This is a genomic window from Prosthecobacter sp., from assembly GCF_020439865.1.
Lineage (GTDB): Bacteria > Verrucomicrobiota > Verrucomicrobiia > Verrucomicrobiales > Verrucomicrobiaceae > Prosthecobacter.
The window spans coordinates 25612-42945 of sequence record NZ_JAGRPF010000043.1 but is presented as its reverse complement, the minus strand read 5'-3'; the positions used below and the strand labels follow the sequence as shown (position 1 = coordinate 42945).

Annotated in this window: 16 protein-coding genes; 3 read left to right on the top strand and 13 right to left on the bottom strand. The window is 59.0% G+C overall.

All coding sequences use genetic code 11. The annotated features are described in order from the left end of the window. Positions 1–1356: 1356 nt before the first annotated feature. Positions 1357–2565, bottom strand: a complete 1209-nt coding sequence (locus tag KDL09_RS04290) for a saccharopine dehydrogenase family protein (RefSeq protein WP_294381797.1) — start codon at positions 2563–2565, stop codon at positions 1357–1359. 182 nt (positions 2566–2747) lie between these two features. On the opposite strand from KDL09_RS04290, the gene KDL09_RS04285 reads away from it, so the two are divergent. After that, positions 2748–3461 (top strand): hypothetical protein, encoded by a 714-nt coding sequence (locus tag KDL09_RS04285; RefSeq protein ID WP_294381794.1) that lies wholly within the window; start codon positions 2748–2750, stop codon positions 3459–3461. Between the two features lie 18 nt (positions 3462–3479). Here the strand turns inward: KDL09_RS04285 and KDL09_RS04280 are convergent, their stop codons facing one another. The 11 genes from KDL09_RS04280 to KDL09_RS04230 all read right to left on the bottom strand — a co-directional run bounded on the left by KDL09_RS04280 (position 3480) and on the right by KDL09_RS04230 (position 13830). Then, positions 3480–4880, bottom strand: a complete 1401-nt coding sequence (locus KDL09_RS04280) for a hypothetical protein (protein ID WP_294381790.1) — start codon at positions 4878–4880, stop codon at positions 3480–3482. 77 nt (positions 4881–4957) lie between these two features. Further along, on the bottom strand, positions 4958–6061 hold the full coding sequence (locus tag KDL09_RS04275; RefSeq protein ID WP_294381785.1) for a type IV pilus twitching motility protein PilT: 1104 nt from the start codon (positions 6059–6061) through the stop codon (positions 4958–4960). A 38-nt stretch (positions 6062–6099) separates the two neighbouring features. Further along, complete coding sequence (locus KDL09_RS04270) at positions 6100–7203, bottom strand: type IV pilus twitching motility protein PilT (protein WP_294381781.1); 1104 nt, start codon at positions 7201–7203, stop codon at positions 6100–6102. A 15-nt stretch (positions 7204–7218) separates the two neighbouring features. Beyond that, on the bottom strand, positions 7219–7596 hold the full coding sequence (locus tag KDL09_RS04265; RefSeq protein WP_294381777.1) for a hypothetical protein: 378 nt from the start codon (positions 7594–7596) through the stop codon (positions 7219–7221). Continuing rightward, entirely contained in the window at positions 7593–7982 is a 390-nt protein-coding gene (locus KDL09_RS04260) for a phage holin family protein (protein ID WP_294381774.1), read from the bottom strand. Before KDL09_RS04260 ends, KDL09_RS04265 begins: the two co-directional genes overlap by 4 nt. 35 nt (positions 7983–8017) lie before the next feature. Further along, positions 8018–8383, bottom strand: coding sequence for a hypothetical protein (locus KDL09_RS04255; RefSeq protein ID WP_294381772.1), 366 nt, complete (start codon positions 8381–8383; stop codon positions 8018–8020). Between the two features lie 121 nt (positions 8384–8504). Further along, a complete protein-coding gene (locus KDL09_RS04250) occupies positions 8505–9131 on the bottom strand; it encodes a hypothetical protein (protein ID WP_294381769.1) in 627 nt (208 codons plus the stop codon). A gap of 99 nt (positions 9132–9230) precedes the next feature. Further along, complete coding sequence (locus tag KDL09_RS04245; protein WP_294381766.1) at positions 9231–9692, bottom strand: hypothetical protein; 462 nt, start codon at positions 9690–9692, stop codon at positions 9231–9233. A gap of 32 nt (positions 9693–9724) precedes the next feature. Beyond that, entirely contained in the window at positions 9725–11458 is a 1734-nt protein-coding gene (locus KDL09_RS04240; RefSeq protein ID WP_294381763.1) for an arylsulfatase, read from the bottom strand. Between the two features lie 31 nt (positions 11459–11489). Beyond that, positions 11490–12500, bottom strand: coding sequence for an NAD(P)-dependent alcohol dehydrogenase (locus KDL09_RS04235; protein WP_294381761.1), 1011 nt, complete (start codon positions 12498–12500; stop codon positions 11490–11492). Between the two features lie 730 nt (positions 12501–13230). Continuing rightward, positions 13231–13830, bottom strand: a complete 600-nt coding sequence (locus KDL09_RS04230; protein WP_294381759.1) for a TIGR00730 family Rossman fold protein — start codon at positions 13828–13830, stop codon at positions 13231–13233. Positions 13831–13905: 75 nt separating this feature from the next. On the opposite strand from KDL09_RS04230, the gene KDL09_RS04225 reads away from it, so the two are divergent. Beyond that, positions 13906–14832: an amidohydrolase family protein gene (locus tag KDL09_RS04225; protein ID WP_294381756.1), complete on the top strand. Its 927-nt coding sequence runs from the start codon at positions 13906–13908 to the stop codon at positions 14830–14832. Between the two features lie 64 nt (positions 14833–14896). On the opposite strand, the gene KDL09_RS04220 is transcribed toward KDL09_RS04225, so the two are convergent. Further along, positions 14897–15463 carry a response regulator gene (locus tag KDL09_RS04220; protein WP_294381753.1) on the bottom strand — a complete coding sequence of 189 codons (567 nt, stop codon included), beginning with the start codon at positions 15461–15463 and terminating at the stop codon, positions 14897–14899. Positions 15464–15903: 440 nt separating this feature from the next. Between KDL09_RS04220 and purB the strand changes: the two genes are divergently transcribed. After that, positions 15904–17331, top strand: coding sequence for an adenylosuccinate lyase (purB, locus tag KDL09_RS04215; protein ID WP_294381750.1), 1428 nt, complete (start codon positions 15904–15906; stop codon positions 17329–17331). Positions 17332–17334: the final 3 nt, after the last annotated feature.

Sequence of the window (17334 nt, the reverse complement as noted above, 5' to 3'; positions counted from 1 at the left end):
CATCTCGCCCATGGGCCTGCACTTCATCGAGACCCAGCAGCGCTACCCGACGCTGGACACGGTGGAGCGCCTGTCCAAGGCGCTGAACAAGCCGCTGGCGGTGGTCGTGGTGGAGGCGTCGATGGACCAGTTGGCGGAGGGCTGAAGTTCATACCCGAGTTGCTTCGACTTCCCGCCGGGGCCTGTGGTGGAATAGGCGGCGATGAATCACGCGACGCCATGCCGGAACCGGACGAGAGCGAGGAGGCTTTCGGCGCTGCCGGGAAGGGATCTCCGGAACGCCGCCAGCCAATGCGTTCTGACCACCCGGAGAGTCCGGAACCCTGCCAGCCAACAACTGCTGGGAGGTCGGAGTTTCTAGGGTGCCACCCGCCAACGGCTGGTGGGAGGTCGGAGTCTCCGGGGTGCTGCCAGCCAACAGCCGGTGAGGGGTCCGAGTCTCCGGGGTGCTGCCAGCCAACAGCCGGTGAGGGGTCCGAGTCTCCGAGGGGCCGCCAGCCAACAGCCGGTGAGAGGCCCGAGTCTCCGAGGGGCCGCCAGTCAACAACTGGTGAGAGGGTCCGAGTCTCCGAGGTGCCGCCAGCCAACAGCTGGTGAGAGGTCGGAGTCTCCGGGGTGGTGCCAGCCAACAGCCGGTGACGCTCCGGACTTTCCCGGGTGCCACCCGCCAATGGCTGGCATGGAGCTGGACCGAGCAAAACCTTCTCCAAGGCGCTGATGATCAATGCCCGGGGTGGCTTGGTTGGCGGTCCGTTCCATGGGGTAGGGACATGCTGCGCCGTGTCCCTACTTGTCTCCCAGCCGAGTCGGACGCGGCGCAGCGCGTCCCTACCGGGGGAGGAAGTACGACAGACACTCTTGTCTGTCGGGTCGGCAGGCGGGTGCGGTGGGGAGCGACGGACAGGAGTGTCCGTCGTACTTAGCGGGGGTCGCTACCGGGATGGGAGGGAGGAACAAGGAGGTGGGGTCTCCGGCCCCACGGGGAAGATGGGGAACGGAGTTCCCCGCTCCTTGGGAGGGCAGACCTCTGCGTCTGCCGAAGTCGGCAACGCCGGAGCGTTGCCCTCCGGGGTAGGGACCCGCTGCGTCGGGTCCGACGAAGAAAATGGGACGCGACGCAGCGCGTCCCTACCGGGGACAATGGAATCAAGAGACGAAAGAGATTAAAAAAGACCGGATGTTTTTGTCTTCTGTTGGCTCCTACGCTCCCCGCGCAGTCGGGCGTTGCCCCATGCAGCGCATGGCCTGTCTCGCCTCCATCCTTCGGCTCGGCTCCTTTTTCGGCCAATCGTTCGGGTGATGGGGGCCTTTGCCGAAGAAGAAATGGGACGCGGCGCAGCGCGTCCCTACCGGGGATTACTCTCCGGGCAGCGCCTCGGTGGGCCAGGTCTCGACCCAGGGGAGGCCGTAGGCGTTGAGGTCGGCCATGAAGGGATCGGGATTGAGCTGCTCGATGTTCCAGACGCCGGGCTGGCGATACTCGGACGGATTGGTGAGGAGCTGGCGGGCGGCGATCATGGCGGGGACGCCGGTGGTGTAGCTGACGCCCTGCGAGTTGGTCTCCTTGTAGCACTCCTGATGGTCGCAGATGTTGTAAACGTAGTAGCGCTTGGGCTGGCCGTCTTTGCCAGTGCCTTCGATCCAGTTGCCGATGCAGGTCTTGCCTTTCGTATCAGGGCCGAGGGTTCCGGGTTCGGGGAGCAGCGTTTTGAGGAACTCGATGGGGATGATGTCGACGCCTTTGTGCTTCACGGGATGGATGCCGGTCATGCCGACATTCACGAGGACTTCCATGTGCTTGATGTAGGCATCGCCAAAGGTCATCCAGAAGCGGGCGCGGCGGATGTCGAAGTGCTTGGTCAAGGACTCGAGCTCTTCGTGGTAGAGGCAATAAATGTTCTTCGGGCCGATGCCGTCCGGGAAGGGGAAGCTGCGCTTGATTTCGAGCGGTTTGGTTTCGACCCACTTGCCGTCCTGCCAGTAGCGGCCGTTGGCGGTGACTTCGCGGAGGTTGATCTCAGGATTGAAGTTGGTCGCGAAGGCCTTGCCGTGGTCGCCGGCGTTGCAGTCGAGGATGTCGAGGGTGTCGATCTTGCTGAAGTGGTGCTTCATCGCATAGGCGGTGTAAACATTGGTGACACCGGGATCGAAGCCGCAGCCGAGCAGCGCGGTGAGACCTGCGGCTTTAAACCTTTCCTGATAGGCCCACTGCCAGTGGTACTCAAATTTGGCGACGTCGCGAGGCTCGTAGTTTGCGGTGTCGATGTAATGCACGCCGGCCTCGAGGCAGGCGTCCATGATGGTGAGATCCTGATAGGGAAGCGCGACGTTGATGACGACTTCAGGCTGGTAGCTCTTCAGCAGCTTGACGAGTTCGGGGACGTTGTCGGCATCGACGGCGGCGGTCTGAATGGGGCGCTTGAGTTCGGCGGCAATGCTGTCGCACTTCGACTTGGTGCGGGAGGCGAGCATGATTTCACCGAAGACGTCGGGAAGCTGGGCGCACTTGTGAACGACGACGCGGCCAACGCCGCCGGCTCCGATGATGAGGACTTTGTGAGACATGATTGAAATGACGAAATCAGAGTGATGAATGACGAACTGGCAGGAGCGCGAGTCTAGCAGGCATGGGGGGAATGCAAGCGACGGAAATGCGGGAGACGGGCCGTCCGAAGGCGCCGGAGTTGACGGAGCGAGGCGTGGGGCCATCTTTGGCGACCACCGGGCACCCTGCCGGAAAATGCTGCATGAAATTCATCGTCCTGCTCCTGTTATGCGCGGCCCTGCTGCACGCGGAAGAGGAGGTGCGGAAGAACGAGGTGAAGCCGGTTCCAGGAAAGCCGGGCGAATACGAATGGCTCTGCACGGCGCGTGGGGACGTCTATCGCGAGGTGAAGGTGAAGAAGGTGACGGCGAGCCAGATCACCTTTTCACACGCGACCGGGGTGGCCACGCTGCCGCTGATCGAGATGCCGCTGCTGGTGCAGGAAGCTCATGGTTTTAACGCACGCGAAGCGGCGGCGGAACTGCCCGAGGTGAAGGACAAACGCATCAAGGCGCTGGAGGAGAAGGAAAAGTCGAAGGTGGAAATGGCGGCGCTGGAGGCCAGGCAGAAAGCGGAGCATGCGGCGATCAACCGCATTGAGAAAGAGCGGCTGTGGCTGCGCATTGAGGTGCGCGGCGTGCTGAAGGACGGTGCCTGGTGCGACTCCTGGCCGATCGTGATGGTGCCGGTGCCGGGGCGGTTTGATCTGGACCGCAAACCCGTGATGACGCAGGGCATCACGCAGACGGAGCCTGACCGGATCTTTGTGGCGGGCCTGACGGATTATGCCGTGAAAAGCGTGCGCGCCGAGTGGATCTATCCCGTGGATGCGAAGAAGCAGATCTTTGCGATCTCCGCCGACCGTGCCTACACAGAGCGGAAGAAGCTCAAAGCCGAAGAGCCGGCTGAAGAATGAGAGATCACGAGCAAGCGCTCAATCCCCGCGCCACCAGGAGCGCCAGGTAGGGCGGGCTCGCTGCTCACGCGGAGTTTGCACCGGGGCGGGGGGCAGGGACTTGTCTTCACTTTCCGCAGGTGCCTGAGAAGCTTCCTGGTTCTCATTGTCCGGCGGGATGTTTTTGGCGAAGCGCGGGGAGACAGGCTTGGACGATTTGGGAATGACGGCGTTCTGCGTCGGTGCGCGGGGACGCAGCACGATCTCCGCCTCGACCACCGGACCAGCGGGTGTGGGGGGAACAGGCGGCGGCGCAACAACCGGTGACGGCTTGGCCACGAGTTCGGGCGGGGGCTGCCAAGGATTGTCGAGCACGTTTTCAAGTGGCGGGGGATCGAAGGACGCTTCTCCCGGGCTGGCAACCTGCACCGGAATTTCCGGAGTGTCGCCAGAAGGCTCGATGGTCTTGGCGGCGGGTGCTGATGTGGCGTGCTCGATGGGTGGCGGCGCCCAGGTGAACTGAGGCGGGGTGATGTCGGATGCCGGTGGCGCAAAAAACGAAACCGGCGGAGGACCTACGGGATCGGGCGCGGACTCGGCAGGCGCGGCAGGGAAACCCGCTCCGCCCGGAAGCGTGGGCGTGATGTGCACGAGCGGTGTCGGCTCGACGGAAGCTGCGGTCGTCTCAGGTTCCGGCTGGGAAGGGACTTCGATTTCGTCAGGGAGAGCGGCCCCTTGAAAGGTGGGAGCGGCAAACGAAGGCGGCGACATGCACGACTTTTCCTCCTCGGGTGCGGAGGAAAACATGCGGCTGGAAAACGAAGAGAACGCCGTGTCTTCACCCACACTCGGCAGGGGCTCCACACCGAGAAGCCAAGCCGCTCCGGAGGTCGGCGCGGACTCGGTGGCTTCGAGAGCCTGAAGCGCAGGCAGATCCGGCTCCTGCTTGATGTCAGGTGGCGGAAGCCTCCGCGCGGGCTGAGTGAGCTGAACCAAGGCTTCGTGAGACAAGGAGTGTTCGACGTCCTCGGGCGCATCATCCATGAGAAGCGACTGCGGCTGGTAGTCGTCCTCGATGACGGAGTGAGGCGCAGGCTCTGGTGAGGTGGGCAACTCGACGTGCGCAAGCTGCGTCTCACGATCCATCTGCCGGACAAGCCACTGTTCGATCTGATTCTGTGGCGTGCTCTCTGCTGGAGGAGGTGGAGGAAGTGGCGCGGGTTCCGGTGCCGGAACGGGAACCGGCTTCGACGTGACGTGACTCTTGGGCTTGAGCAGGGCATACGCAGCCGCCCCGGCAGCAAGGGCGAGCGGTGCCTTGCCCAGACGTGTGGCGATGACCCCGCCCACTGCGGTGGCCGTGAGAATTGCCAGCGCACTGGGATGATCGCCGGTGCGTGGTGGGTGGTCGGTCGGAATTCCCTCTGAAGCCGTGCTCATCCTTGAATTAAAGGGATGCTAATTCACGGCTTCTGCCGAAACAAGACTCAACTGCTCCAACACGGCTTCTCCCCAGGTCACTTGTTCGCGTCTCCACCGCTGGCGGCGGCGAGGCCGGCGTCTTCTGGCGGGAGGAAGGCTTTGAAGCGGTTCTTGTCGATGGCCTTCATGTAGGCTTCCATCGGCGTGACGTAGCCGTCACGCAGCTTCTGCCAGATGGCCTCGTCCATGAACTGCATGCCCTGCGCTTTGCCACCGATGATGACGTCGTAAAGCTTCTGCGTGGCACCTTCACGGATGATGGCGCCGACGGCGGGATTGGACACCATGATTTCATTCACGGCCGCACGGCCCTTGCCGTCGGACTTCTTCATGAGGAGCTGGGCGACGACGCCTTTGAGCGAAGCGGCGAGCATGGTTCGCACCTGGCTCTGTTGGTCGGAGGGGAAGACGTCAATGATACGGTCAACGGTCTTGCGGGCGTTGTTCGTGTGAAGGGTGCCGAACACGAGCAGGCCGGTCTCCGCTGCGGTGAGCGCAAGGGAGATGGTTTCAAGGTCGCGCATTTCACCCACGAGCACGATGTCCGCATCTTCACGCAGCGCGGCGCGAAGGCCGTCGGCGAATGAGGGCGTCTGAATGGGCACCTCGCGCTGAGTGATGATGCTCTTCTTGTTGCGGTGCACGAACTCGATCGGTTCCTCGATCGTGATGATGTGGCGGCGGAAGTTGACGTTGATGTAGTCGAGCAGGGCGGCCAGCGTGGTGGACTTGCCCGAACCGGTGGGCCCGGTGACGAGCACGAGCCCGCTGCGCATGTGGCCGAACTCCTTCACCACGGGCGGAATGCCGAGCTGTTCGAGGCTGGCGATTTTCGTGGGAATGATACGAAACACGCAGGCGTAGCCGTGCTGCTGCTTCATGTAGTTGCAGCGGAAGCGGTTGTCCTCATCCATCTCGTAGGCGAAGTCGAGGTCGCCTTTCTCGGCGTAGCGCTCCCAGGCGCGGGTGTCACAGATCTCGCGCATCATGGTTTCCATGAGATGCTTGTCGAGGATGTTGTCTGCGATGGGCTTGATGCTGCCGTGGACGCGAACTTTTGGCGGCTGTCCCTGGCTGAGGTGAAGGTCGGAGCCGCCCATTTCGATGAGCTTCTGAAAGTATTGATCAATGATTGGCATGGAGAGATCTCAGTTCTCGATTTTTGAATGATGCGTGATCAGGATTCGAAGAACTTCTTCATCTGAATCTTGTCTTCGGAGCGGGACTCACACTCCTCACGACTGATCTGGCCGGTGGCGTAGAGATTGCGCAATGCGTCGTCCATGGTCACCATGCCGACGCCTTTGCCGGTCTGCATGACGCCCGCGAGCATGAAGGTCTTGCCTTCGCGAATGCAGTTGCCGACGGCAGGTGTGTTGACGAGCACCTCGAGCGCCATGACACGACCGTTGCCGTCGATCTTTGGCACGAGCTGCTGGGAAAGAATGCCGCGCAATGATTCAGACACCATGATGCGGATCTGGTCGCGCTGGTCGATTGGGAACACGTCGAGCACGCGGTCGAGCGTGCGTGCGGCGCTGCCGGTGTGCAGGGTGCCGAGCACCAAGTGACCCGTTTCAGCAGCGGTGATGGCGAGCTGAATGGTTTCAAGGTCGCGCATTTCACCAACCATGATGACGTCCGGGTCTTCACGAAGCGCACCGCGGAGAGCGGCGGCGAAGGAAGCCGTGTGCGTGTGAACCTCGCGCTGGTTCACATGGCAGCCTTTGGGCTCGATGATGTATTCGATCGGATCTTCGAGCGTGATGATGTGATCCTGGCGCTCGGCATTGATGGAATCGACCAGTGCTGCGAGCGTGGTTGATTTACCGCATCCTACGGGACCGGTTACGAGGATGAGTCCGTTGTGGAAGCGGGTGAGCGTCTTGACGGTGTCCGGCAGACCGAGCTCCTCGACGGTCTTGATCTGGGTCTTGATCACACGGAACACCATGTCGATGCCGAGACGCTGCTGCACGACGGAAGCGCGAAAACGACCGTAGTTGGGCGAGTAGGCGAAGTCGACGTCACCACGTGCTTCGAGCTGCTTGATCTGAGCTTCGCCAAGGAAACCGTAGGCAAGTCGGCGGGCGTCTTCCGGGGTGAGCAGGGCCGCGTTGCTCCAAATGGGCTGAAGATTGCCGTAACGCCGCCACGCAGGCTGCGCACCAGTGGCGAGATGGAGGTCGGACGCATCATACTCCATGCAAAAACGCAGGTAGTCGTCCACGGAGCCCAGAACGGGAAGAAGATCTTGTGGGGGTTGGTTGGGATCAGACATGAAAAGGTGGTGACGCTAGACTGTTCCGGCATCCGTGTCGTTCGGAGAAACTTTCTGACGCAGGTAAGTTTCAAACAACTGGGTGCCGTGGTCCAGTACCGACTTACGAGCGAGAGCCAGCAGCGGACTGAGGAGCAACGCGAAGAGGCCCCGTTTCTTAGAGCCGGCGCCGAAGATACCGTGTTTTGGATGGGGTTCGCCAGAAGGCCAGATGAATTTGAGGAGGGCTGCTCCCACGATGGCGGCGGCGGCAATCCAAAGGGTGCGATGTTTTTCCACACTGCGGGTGATCAGCGCCCGCGGACTCCACTCGTCCACCGCCAAGGAGGCATGGTGCGCCAAGGACGCGCGGGCGTCCTCCAAATCACGCAAAGCTTGCTGCTTCGGTGTCATTTGTTCTTGTTGCTGGCGAGCCATTCGCGATCTCTGCGGAATTGGTTAAAGGAATCCTCAAAGAACTGGGTGCTGCGGAGCCTGGATTTCAAACCGGCCAGCAGAAGCAGCGCGAGGAAGAGATGAATGCCGGCGCCGGCGAGCGCTACACGGGTCCAGTGCCAGCCATTGGTCTCGGCGATGATCCAAACGAGCGCAGGAGCGGCGAGCATCCAGCCGATGATGAGAGCCGCGAGCCCGAGCATAAACATGCCGATCATGCCGGAGAGGCGGGCACCCGCTTCCTGCCCTTCGATGTGCAGAAGGCGTCCACGCGCCTCAACGTACAAGGCGATAGAGCGCAGCAGTCCTGATGCACTGGCGCGTTCCTCGGATGCGGGCGGCATGCCTGAATTCATGAGGGAAGTTGCGTGATGGAGAATCAACGACGCAGAATGGCGCCGACGACAAATCCAACACCGAATGCGGTAAGCAGGGCCTGCAGCGGTTTCTCACGTGCAAACTTTTCAGCTTCGGCGCGCAGATCCGCGTAACGCTCGCGGGCTTCGCTGAAAGTGTTGTCGGCAAATTCCCCCGCCTTTTCCTTGATGTCAGACGCCTTTTGTTCAGCCGTGGAACGGAGTTGCTGGGCACGTGCTTCGGCAGCGTTGCGGAATTCCGAGGCCTTTTGGGCGGCGGCAGCACGAAGTTCTTCAGCGGCTTTGAGAGCGCTGGCTTTCGCGGCCTGGAAGGGATCGTGCGGCGAAACGGTGCCAAATGGTGAGTCTGCGGTAGGGTTCTCAGTCATGGTGCGAAAGGGGCTGATGTGGTACACGAGGCCATTCGCATGAGGCGCATGGCGTGAGGGGACGAATAAAGACGCTCTCGTTCCATTGGCGAGAGGAAAAAGCACTTCGTGCTTACTTCCTTCAGGCGCTTCGTGCCGCGCCGCGGAGGGCGGATTTGCGCACGGCAGGTTGCTTCCGCCGCGCCAACAGGAGCGCACGTTGAAGTGCTTCATTCTGCTGCCTCACGTGGGCGATTTCAGTTTTGGCGGCGGCCAGTTCTGATTCGAGCGCCTGCAGTCGCAGCGTTTCCATTGCTGGAAGCGAAGGCAAGGAAGGCGGTGGTGGTTTGGGAAGCGCCGCAGCGGGTTTCTGAAAGGCGGGAACGGGGGGCTTGGCAGCGAGGCGGGCCTCCAGATCCGAGACCTTGGTCAAGGCCGCCGTCAGCGCCTGTCGATGGGCCTCGTCCAAGTCTTTGACAGCCTGGGCGCCGCCCAGTTCCGCCCGCTGAAGACGATGAGCCATATCGCTGCGCAAAGCATCGAACTGACGTTGCGTCCTCTCTCGCCAGGATTTGGAGTCATGCTGGATGGCGGTGACCTCCATCTGCTGAAGGGTTGCCTGCTTTTCCATCTTCACACTCTCCTCACGCATGCGGCGATTGGCTCGCGATAGCAGAACGATGCGAACAAGCGACAAAAGAAAAAGAGCAACAAGGATGGTCAGTCCGATAAGCAGAACCTGCATCTCCTGGGACATGGCGTTGATCATGCCTTTTTATGAAGCAAATGCCGTTCCAAATCAATCCTGCTTGCGGTCCTTCGCTTTGACGGAATTTCAATGTCCCGCAGACTCCCGTGATGACAGGTGTCAGGAGATGTTGAGCGCCGGAACCGGCGTCACAGTGGGCTCTTCCAATACGGCGGCAGGAACGGGCTGCTCGGGAGGAGGAAGTGATGGAGGCGGAGGCGCAGAAGGAGCCACGGCGGCTGCAACTGCCCCCGGCGTCGGCTGGATCACTGTTTCACAGCGCTCCCGGGCATCTTTGTAACGTTGCTCGGATTCGTCCAGGCGTTTGGAAAACTCGGCGCGAAACGCATCGAACATGCGTTGAAGCTCACCACGCCATGCATTGGAATCCTGACGAACAGAAAGAATCTCCTGATGCTGAATGAGAACCTGCTTCTCCATTTTGGCGGTGGATTCCCGCAGGCGGTTGTTGGTCCGAAGGAGAAAGAGGATTCGCACCATTGCGAGCAGCAGCAGGCCACCGACGATGGATAGACTCAGTTTCAGAGTGGGGACATCGAGAGCGATCTGAGGGAGTGTCATGGACGCGGAATGGAGCACGTTTTGTTCCAAAATCAATCCAGCTTGCCTGCCTTTCCCTGGGCCTTCTTCTTCGCTCCTTTTCCCGAAACAGGATTCTTCCATCCGCCAAGAGGCAGCACATTCGCACGCGCCGCCCACTCGTCCCATTCGGCGACCATGGTCTTCAAGCGATCGGGATTCGCGGCCGACTGATCGTGCTGTTCAGCGCGGTCCTCATCGATGTTGTACAATTCCCAAGGCTTGTTCTCCTTGGCCACGATCTTCCAGGGACCAACGCGATGAGCGCGATTGCCTTCATGCTCCCAGAAGATGGAGCGCACGCCGTTGTCCTTGCCCTGAAAGGCGGGAATGAGACTGATACCTTCCATCGGCTTGATTGCCTGTCCTTGATATTCGGTGGGATAGCTTGCACGGGCGACATCGACGCAGGTGGCCATGATGTCGATGAGGTGACCGGCCTTAAGTTCAATCTTCCCCTGCTGCGCGGCCGGAATGCCTGCCGGCCAGTGGGCGATGAGCGGCGTGGAGATGCCGCCCTCGTGGACGTAGTGCTTGTATTCTCGATGCGGCGTGTTGGAAACGTTCGCCCAAGCCTCGCCATACGCGATGTAGTCGTTCGGCCCGCCTGGCATGATGCCCTGTCCCTGCTTCACCGACTGGCCGTCGCGTGTCTGTTTGGGAATGATATCGAGACGAATGGCGTCCTGAGCGATGACGGGATAAGTCTTTTGATTGGCTTCCGGTTGCCTGGCCTGTCGTCCAATACCCTCCTGACATCCACCGTTGTCCTGCAGGAAGAGAATGAGGGTGTTCTCGAGAAGGTGGTTCTTCTCCAACGTTCCGACCACGCGGCCGATGCCCTGGTCCATCCGGTCGATCATCGCGGCATACACCTCCATGCAGCGAGCTTCCCAGGCCTTGGCCGTCACGTTGGTCCAATCGCCGGCCGTCGGGGAAAGCTCGGCATTTTTGGCGATCAATCCCATCTCCTTCATGCGCATAAGTCTGGACTGCCTCACGGATTCATAGCCTGCGTCGTACTTGCCACGATACTTGGCCACGTCCTCCTCCAAGGCGTGCATTGGCCAATGTGCCGCCGTGTAGGCCATGTAGAGGAAGAAGGGTTTCTCCTTCTGATCACGGGCATGTTCATCGATGAACCGGATCGCGTGATCGCTGATGGCATCGGTGTAGTAGTACTTTTTGGGCTGGTATTCGGGATCGGCAAATGGGGAGATCAGCCTGTCGTCACGGGTCAGGGTGCCCGGGTCATAAAAGCTCCCGGCTCCTGTGATCGTGCCATAAAAGCGGTCAAAGCCGCGATGCAGCGGCCAGTTGTGCTTGGGCCCCTCCGGCTGCACGTGCTTGGTGACGTGCCATTTGCCGACCGCATAGGTCCGATAGCCCGCCGGTTTCAGCGCCTCTGCAATTGTCACACAGTGGTTGTTCAAATCTCCGCGATAGCCGTCATGCCCTCGATCTTCCATCATATGGCCGATGCCCGCCTGGTGAGGATACAGGCCGGTCAGCAACGAGGCACGGGTAGGGCAGCAGCGTCCGGTGTTGTAGAACTGATTCAGTCTCACGCCACCTTGAGCCAGCTTGTTGAGAATCGGAGTCTGGATTTCCCCACCGTAGCAACCAAGATCCGAAAACCCCATGTCGTCTGACATGATGAGGATGATGTTGGGCGAGGCTGCTCGAAGACAGATCGTAGCGGAAAGGGTGGCGAAGGTCAGACAGAGAAACAGGGAGCGCAGATACATGGCCCCACGAAACGATCCCCGTCCGGTGATCTCACACCCGGATCACGATTTTACCGAAGTGTTTTCCGCTTTCGATCCGTCGGAAAGCGTCGTGAGCGTTGTCGAACTCGAAGGTTGAATCGATGACGGGTCTTAATTTCACACGTTCAATCTCCGCTAGCATCTGCGCGAACATGGCTCGAGACCCGACATAGATGCCGTCGAGACGGATGCCTTTGCGCAGTATTTGCACCATCTGGATTTCACCACTGGTGCCGGTGAGAACGCCGATGAGGGAAATGTGCCCTCCGAAACGCGTGGCATTGAGGGAGCGATTCAGCGTTTCCGGTCCCCCAATTTCGATCACCTTGTCCACTCCGCGTCCGCCAGTCTGCGCCAATGCCCAATCATCCCAGGCTTGATTGGTCCTATAGTTGCACACCGCATCTGCTCCCAGTTCGACAAGCTTCGCGGCCTTCTCCTCACTGCTTGTGATCGCCAATACGCGTGCGCCTGCCAGTTTGGCGAACTGCAGGGCAAAAACCGAGACACCACCGGTGCCGAGCACAAGAACAGTTTCACCTGCCTTTATCCCTCCCCGGCAATGTAAGGCATCCCAAGCCGTGACAGCCGCGCAGGGAAGAGTGGCTGCCTCTTCCAGAGAAAGATGTGCAGGAACAGGAAGGAGGCTCTCGGCACGAACCACCGCGAGTTCACGCAGCAGGCCGTCCACTGCGCCTCCCAAGGCCTGCGAGGCATGAGCCTGGCTGAATTCTCCGTCGAGCCATGTCGGCATGAACGGACATACCACGCGGTCGCCAACCTTTAGATTTGAGACGTCATCCCCCACGGCCACGATCTCACCGGCACCGTCAGAGCAAGGAGTACGTGGCACCGGCCCGGTTACGCCACGGATGCCAAGAACGTTCATGTAGTCCCGGTAATTGAGACAGACCGCACGAACCCGGATCAGCACTTCCCCGGAACCGGGGATAGGGTCTGCCAGTGAGGCTGGCTGAAGGGAGTCCAATCCGTTGGTTCCAGTAATCTGATAGGCTTTCATCAATTTGGGAGTCGGCAGGCTAACGAATGTCAAACTTTGCCACAAGATCGAAATGGAGGGCTATGTGTTATTGCGATTTACGAGACCTCAAGCAGAGACCAGCCTTCGGTAACCTGTGAACAAATTGAGGGCGACTATGCGACTTGCGCCGCTGCAGAGGGGAATCTGGAGCGGCTTATCAAAATTGAAAAAAACTTAGCTGAACACATGTCTTTTGATAAATGCGCCCCGGCGTAGGTAATTTACGGATAAGACTCAACGTTTCGAAGTCACTTCAAAGTGACGCTGTTTTGCCGGGTTGGAGGAGCAGGAGGTTAGGTTCTCGTAACCGTGGCACGCTTCGAATGGACCTCTTCTAGGACGTTTAAAGTCTATTTAGATTGTTTAACTTCAACATTCTAAATAACCTCAATTCTTGGCATGAAAAACCATTTCTAACAACATGTCAGCCATGGGGCCGTACATTAGAAGTTAGTCGAAATTGTTTCATGAAATCTAGCCCTCCGAGCGTTCCACGATTCAAAAGCAAGGGTTCCACACTCAGAGTCTTACACTTAAAGGGTGTACACCATCTCGTTTTATTTCAGGGGGCGGCAAGGGGGACAAACACAAGAATGAGAATTCGCACTGCCCTGTGAACAACCTGTCAAGAAGTGTTCTCTGTGTAGGGGGATCATGCGAACAAGCCATTTCGGCCTGACTCCTTTGATTCGACCTCTTGAAGGGGTGACTAGCGCGTTTCGGCGGCGAGTTTCTCGATCCACTTTCCTAGGTCCGGCGGCCGAAAGTCGGTCATCGTGGCTAGCAGACTCGCCGGATCACTTTCAACTAACACACAGGCCGCATGTTCAGGTTTGAGAAAGCCCTGAAGGCTCATGTGAGCGATGAAATCGATCAATCCGTCATAGAATCCACCGAGATTAAGCAATCCCACCGGCTTGTTGTGAAATGAGAGCTGCAACCAGGTCAGGGTCTCAAACAGCTCATCCAAGGTGCCAAATCCCCCCGGCAGGGCAATGAAGCCGTCGCTAAGATCGACCATCATCTGCTTGCGCTCGTGCATGCTGCTCACGACATGCAGTTCGGTGACGCCGCCATGGCCAAGCTCCTTCTCCATGAGCGCCTGAGGAATCACCCCGATCACTTCTCCCTTTGTTGACAGCGCACCGTCAGCTAGCGCCCCCATCAGGCCGACATTTCCGCCACCATAGACGACACCGATGCCGTTTTCTGAGAGGAATGCGCCGAGAGCATGTGCGGCGCTCCGATGCATGGGGTCGTTTCCAGAGCTGGAACCACAATAGACACAGATTCGGCGCAGTTTGGACATGTGGAATGATGAATGAGTTCATGCAGCCATGCAAAGGCTTGCGTTCCCAAGTGCGTACTTGGAAACTGCTTTTCTATGAAACAGACCCGCCGCTCCTTCCTCGCCTCCACAGCCGCCTTTGCAGGCTGCTCGCTTGTGCCCTCAGCCAGGAAAGGGGACTGGATCGATGCTCATGTTCACGTGTGGACGCCGGATGTTGAAAAATACCCCCTCGCCCGGGGCTATGCCATCAGTGACATGCGCCCGCCGAGTTTCACGCCTGAGCAGCTGTTTGCCCACTGCAGACCGGAGGGCGTGAGGCGCATTGTTCTGATCCAGATGAGTTACTACCAGTATGACAACCGGTACATGTTGGACATGATGCGCGCCCATCCGGGTGTCTTCAGCGGTGTGGCGATTGTTGACGAGCATGCAGAGGACGTGTCAGGCACGATGCGCAGCTTGGTGCGGCAGGGGGTGCGCGGCTTCCGCATCAATGCCGGAAAGGCAGGGAACTTGTCTGACTGGATCGGTTCCGCGGGCATGGCGACGCTCTGGAAAACTGCAGCCGAATTGAAGGTGAGCGTCTGTCCGCTGATCAATCCCGACACACTCCCTTTGATCGACAAGATGTGTGAATGGTATCCCGACACGAGCGTGGTCGTGGACCATTTCGCCCGGCTTGGCATGGCTGGTCCAGCGAAGCCGGCTGAGGTCCGGAATTTGCTGCGCCTTGCACGTCACCCCAAAACTCACGTGAAAGCATCCGCATTCTATGCACTGGGGACTAAAAAGGCTCCATATCTGGACATGGGCGGGCTTGTTCGGCAGGTGCGGGATGCGTTCGGCCCGCAACGAGTGATGTGGGCGAGTGACTGCCCGTTCCAAGTGGATCCTGGTCACAACTACCACGATTCCATCGCACTGATACGTGATCGTCTGGATTTCCTGAGCGATCAGGACAAGGCTTGGATGCTTCGAGGCACGGCAGAGAAGGTGTTTTTCTCTTCCGCTTCGGTCTGATACAAAAAAGTCCCGTCAGGTTGCTGACGGGACTTTGCTTCGAGAGTGATTGCTGCTGAAAAACTCAGGCTGCTGCCTCGGCACCTTTATGGCCGAGCTGTTTCACCGCGAGGTTGAGTTGATCGTATTCGATCGGCTTCTTGATCACGGTGACCGGGCCATGGGAGAGGATGCGGCTGAGGATCTCGCTGTCCGGATAGCCTGTGATGACAACGATCGGGAGATCCGGATAGAGAGCTTTGAGCTGCGAGTAAACCTCATCTCCAGGCACGTCTGGAAGTTTAAGGTCCAAGAAGACAAAGTCGAACTTCTGTTTTTTCGCCATGGAGATGGCTTCGGCTCCAGTGCCGACAACAAGGCGGCCAAATCCAGCCTTCTTGAGGAACTGTTTGAAAAGAGCCTGAAGAGCAGGGTCGTCGTCGACCACCATCACGGTAGGTTGCCCAGCCTCATCTTCTTTGCGCAAAACATCACGGTCAAGCAGGCTGCGTTTAATGCGCCAGCGACCTCCGATTTGCACCGCTGGCAATTGCCCGCGCTGGACGAGGTAATAGACCGTGGGAAGAGGGATGCGGAGGTACTCCGCCGTCTCTTTCACGGTCATGAGTTCGGGTGCATTGAGGTCGGCCATATAGGTGGGATTGAGGTCTGTCGGCTAAAACTGTCTGTTTTCAGAAATAAATACTGAGTCGCGTTGGTGGCGTCTGAGCAAGGTTAGGTTATAATTTCCATTATTACAAGGTAATTGTCGGCATTCAGCTAAATGATTGGTTCGGGATAATTGGTAGATTTGCGAATTGTAGCCACAATTGCAAACCAAAAGTGCGCAATATATGAAAAACTTCGGAAATCCTGAAGAAATCCATACATTAACGGGCAGGCCAGAACATGGAGTGCTTCACGGTGCGCTATAGAACCAGTACAGACCTTGGATCGACTCTTGATTGTGCCTCCAATGAGTCGTGGAAATTGAGGGATTGTCTGATTGGCGTGGAAAGGAGCCGGATTGAAATGGCTGAGGCGGCAAGCCATTTGCCAAGCTGCATCGCTTCGCCTAGATGCAGGTTTCCTATGTCCGAATTCATTCCCAATGTCCTTGCTGAACGCTATGCCACCACCTCCATGCGCGCCCTCTGGTCACCAGAGGGAAAAGTCAGGCTGGAGCGTGATTACTGGATCGCCGTTCTGAAGGGTCAGCGTGATCTGGGCATCAGCGTGCCGGATGGTGTGATCGAGGCCTATGAAAAGGTTAAGGATCAGGTCAACGTGGCCTCCATCATGGAGCGCGAGCGTGTGACCCGCCATGATGTGAAGGCTCGAATCGAGGAATTCTGCGATCTTGCCGGGCACGAGCATCTGCACAAGGGCATGACGAGCCGTGACCTGACCGAAAATGTCGAGCAGTTGCAGGTGTTTCGCTCGCTTCTGGACATTCGTGCCAAATGCGTCGCCTCGCTCGCAGGAATCGCCCGGCGCGCGGCGGAGACCCGGGACATCCCACTGACTGCGCGCACCCACAACGTGGCCGCTCAGGTGACAACTCTCGGCAAACGCCTCGCCATGTTCGGCGAGGAACTGCTCGTGGCGTTTGGCGATCTTCAGCACCTCATCGCAAGCTATCCGGCTCGTGGATTGAAGGGCGCAGTCGGCACACGACTCGATCAAATCACGCTTTTCAATGGAGATGCGGGCAAAGCGTCTGAACTCGAAAATAGCATTCTGAAGCATCTCGGAATGCCAGCCTCTTTCAACGCTGTTGGGCAGGTTTACCCACGGAGCCTCGATTTGCAGGTTGTGGCGTCGCTCTGTCAGCTAGCCAGCGGCCCGTCGAGTTTCGCGCGCACGTTGCGACTCATGGCGGGGCAGGAACTCGCGAGTGAAGGATTTGCCAAAGGTCAGGTGGGTTCTTCCGCGATGCCCCACAAGATGAACAGCCGCTCTTGCGAGCGCATCAACGGCCTGCACGTCATTCTCAAAGGGTATCTGGCCATGGCGGCCGGTCTTGCAGGGGATCAGTGGAACGAAGGGGATGTTTCGTGTTCCGTGGTGCGTCGCGTAATGCTTCCGGACGCTTTCCTGGCCATGGACGGCCTGCTCGAGACACTCCTTACCGTTCTCAATCAAATGGAGGTTTTTGAGGCCGTCGTTGAGCAGGAACTGATGCGCTATCTGCCCTTCCTGTTGACCACCACTGTCATGATGGAGGCGGTCAAGGCGGGAGCAGGGCGGGAAACCGCCCACGAAGTGATCAAGGAGCATGCGGTGCAGGTCGCCAAGGACATGCGCACCGGCAAGGTCCGCGAAAACGATCTTCTGACCCGGCTCGTGCATGATCCGCGTCTCACTCTCACCGCCGCCGACATGCAGCGCGTTGTTGACGCAGGAAGAACCAACGCAGGTGACGCCCCGCAGCAGGTTGATGCCTTCTGCGCCCGCGTGGCGGCGATCACCCACGAATTCCCGCAGGCTGCAGCCTATCAGCCCGGGGTGATTCTGTAGAGC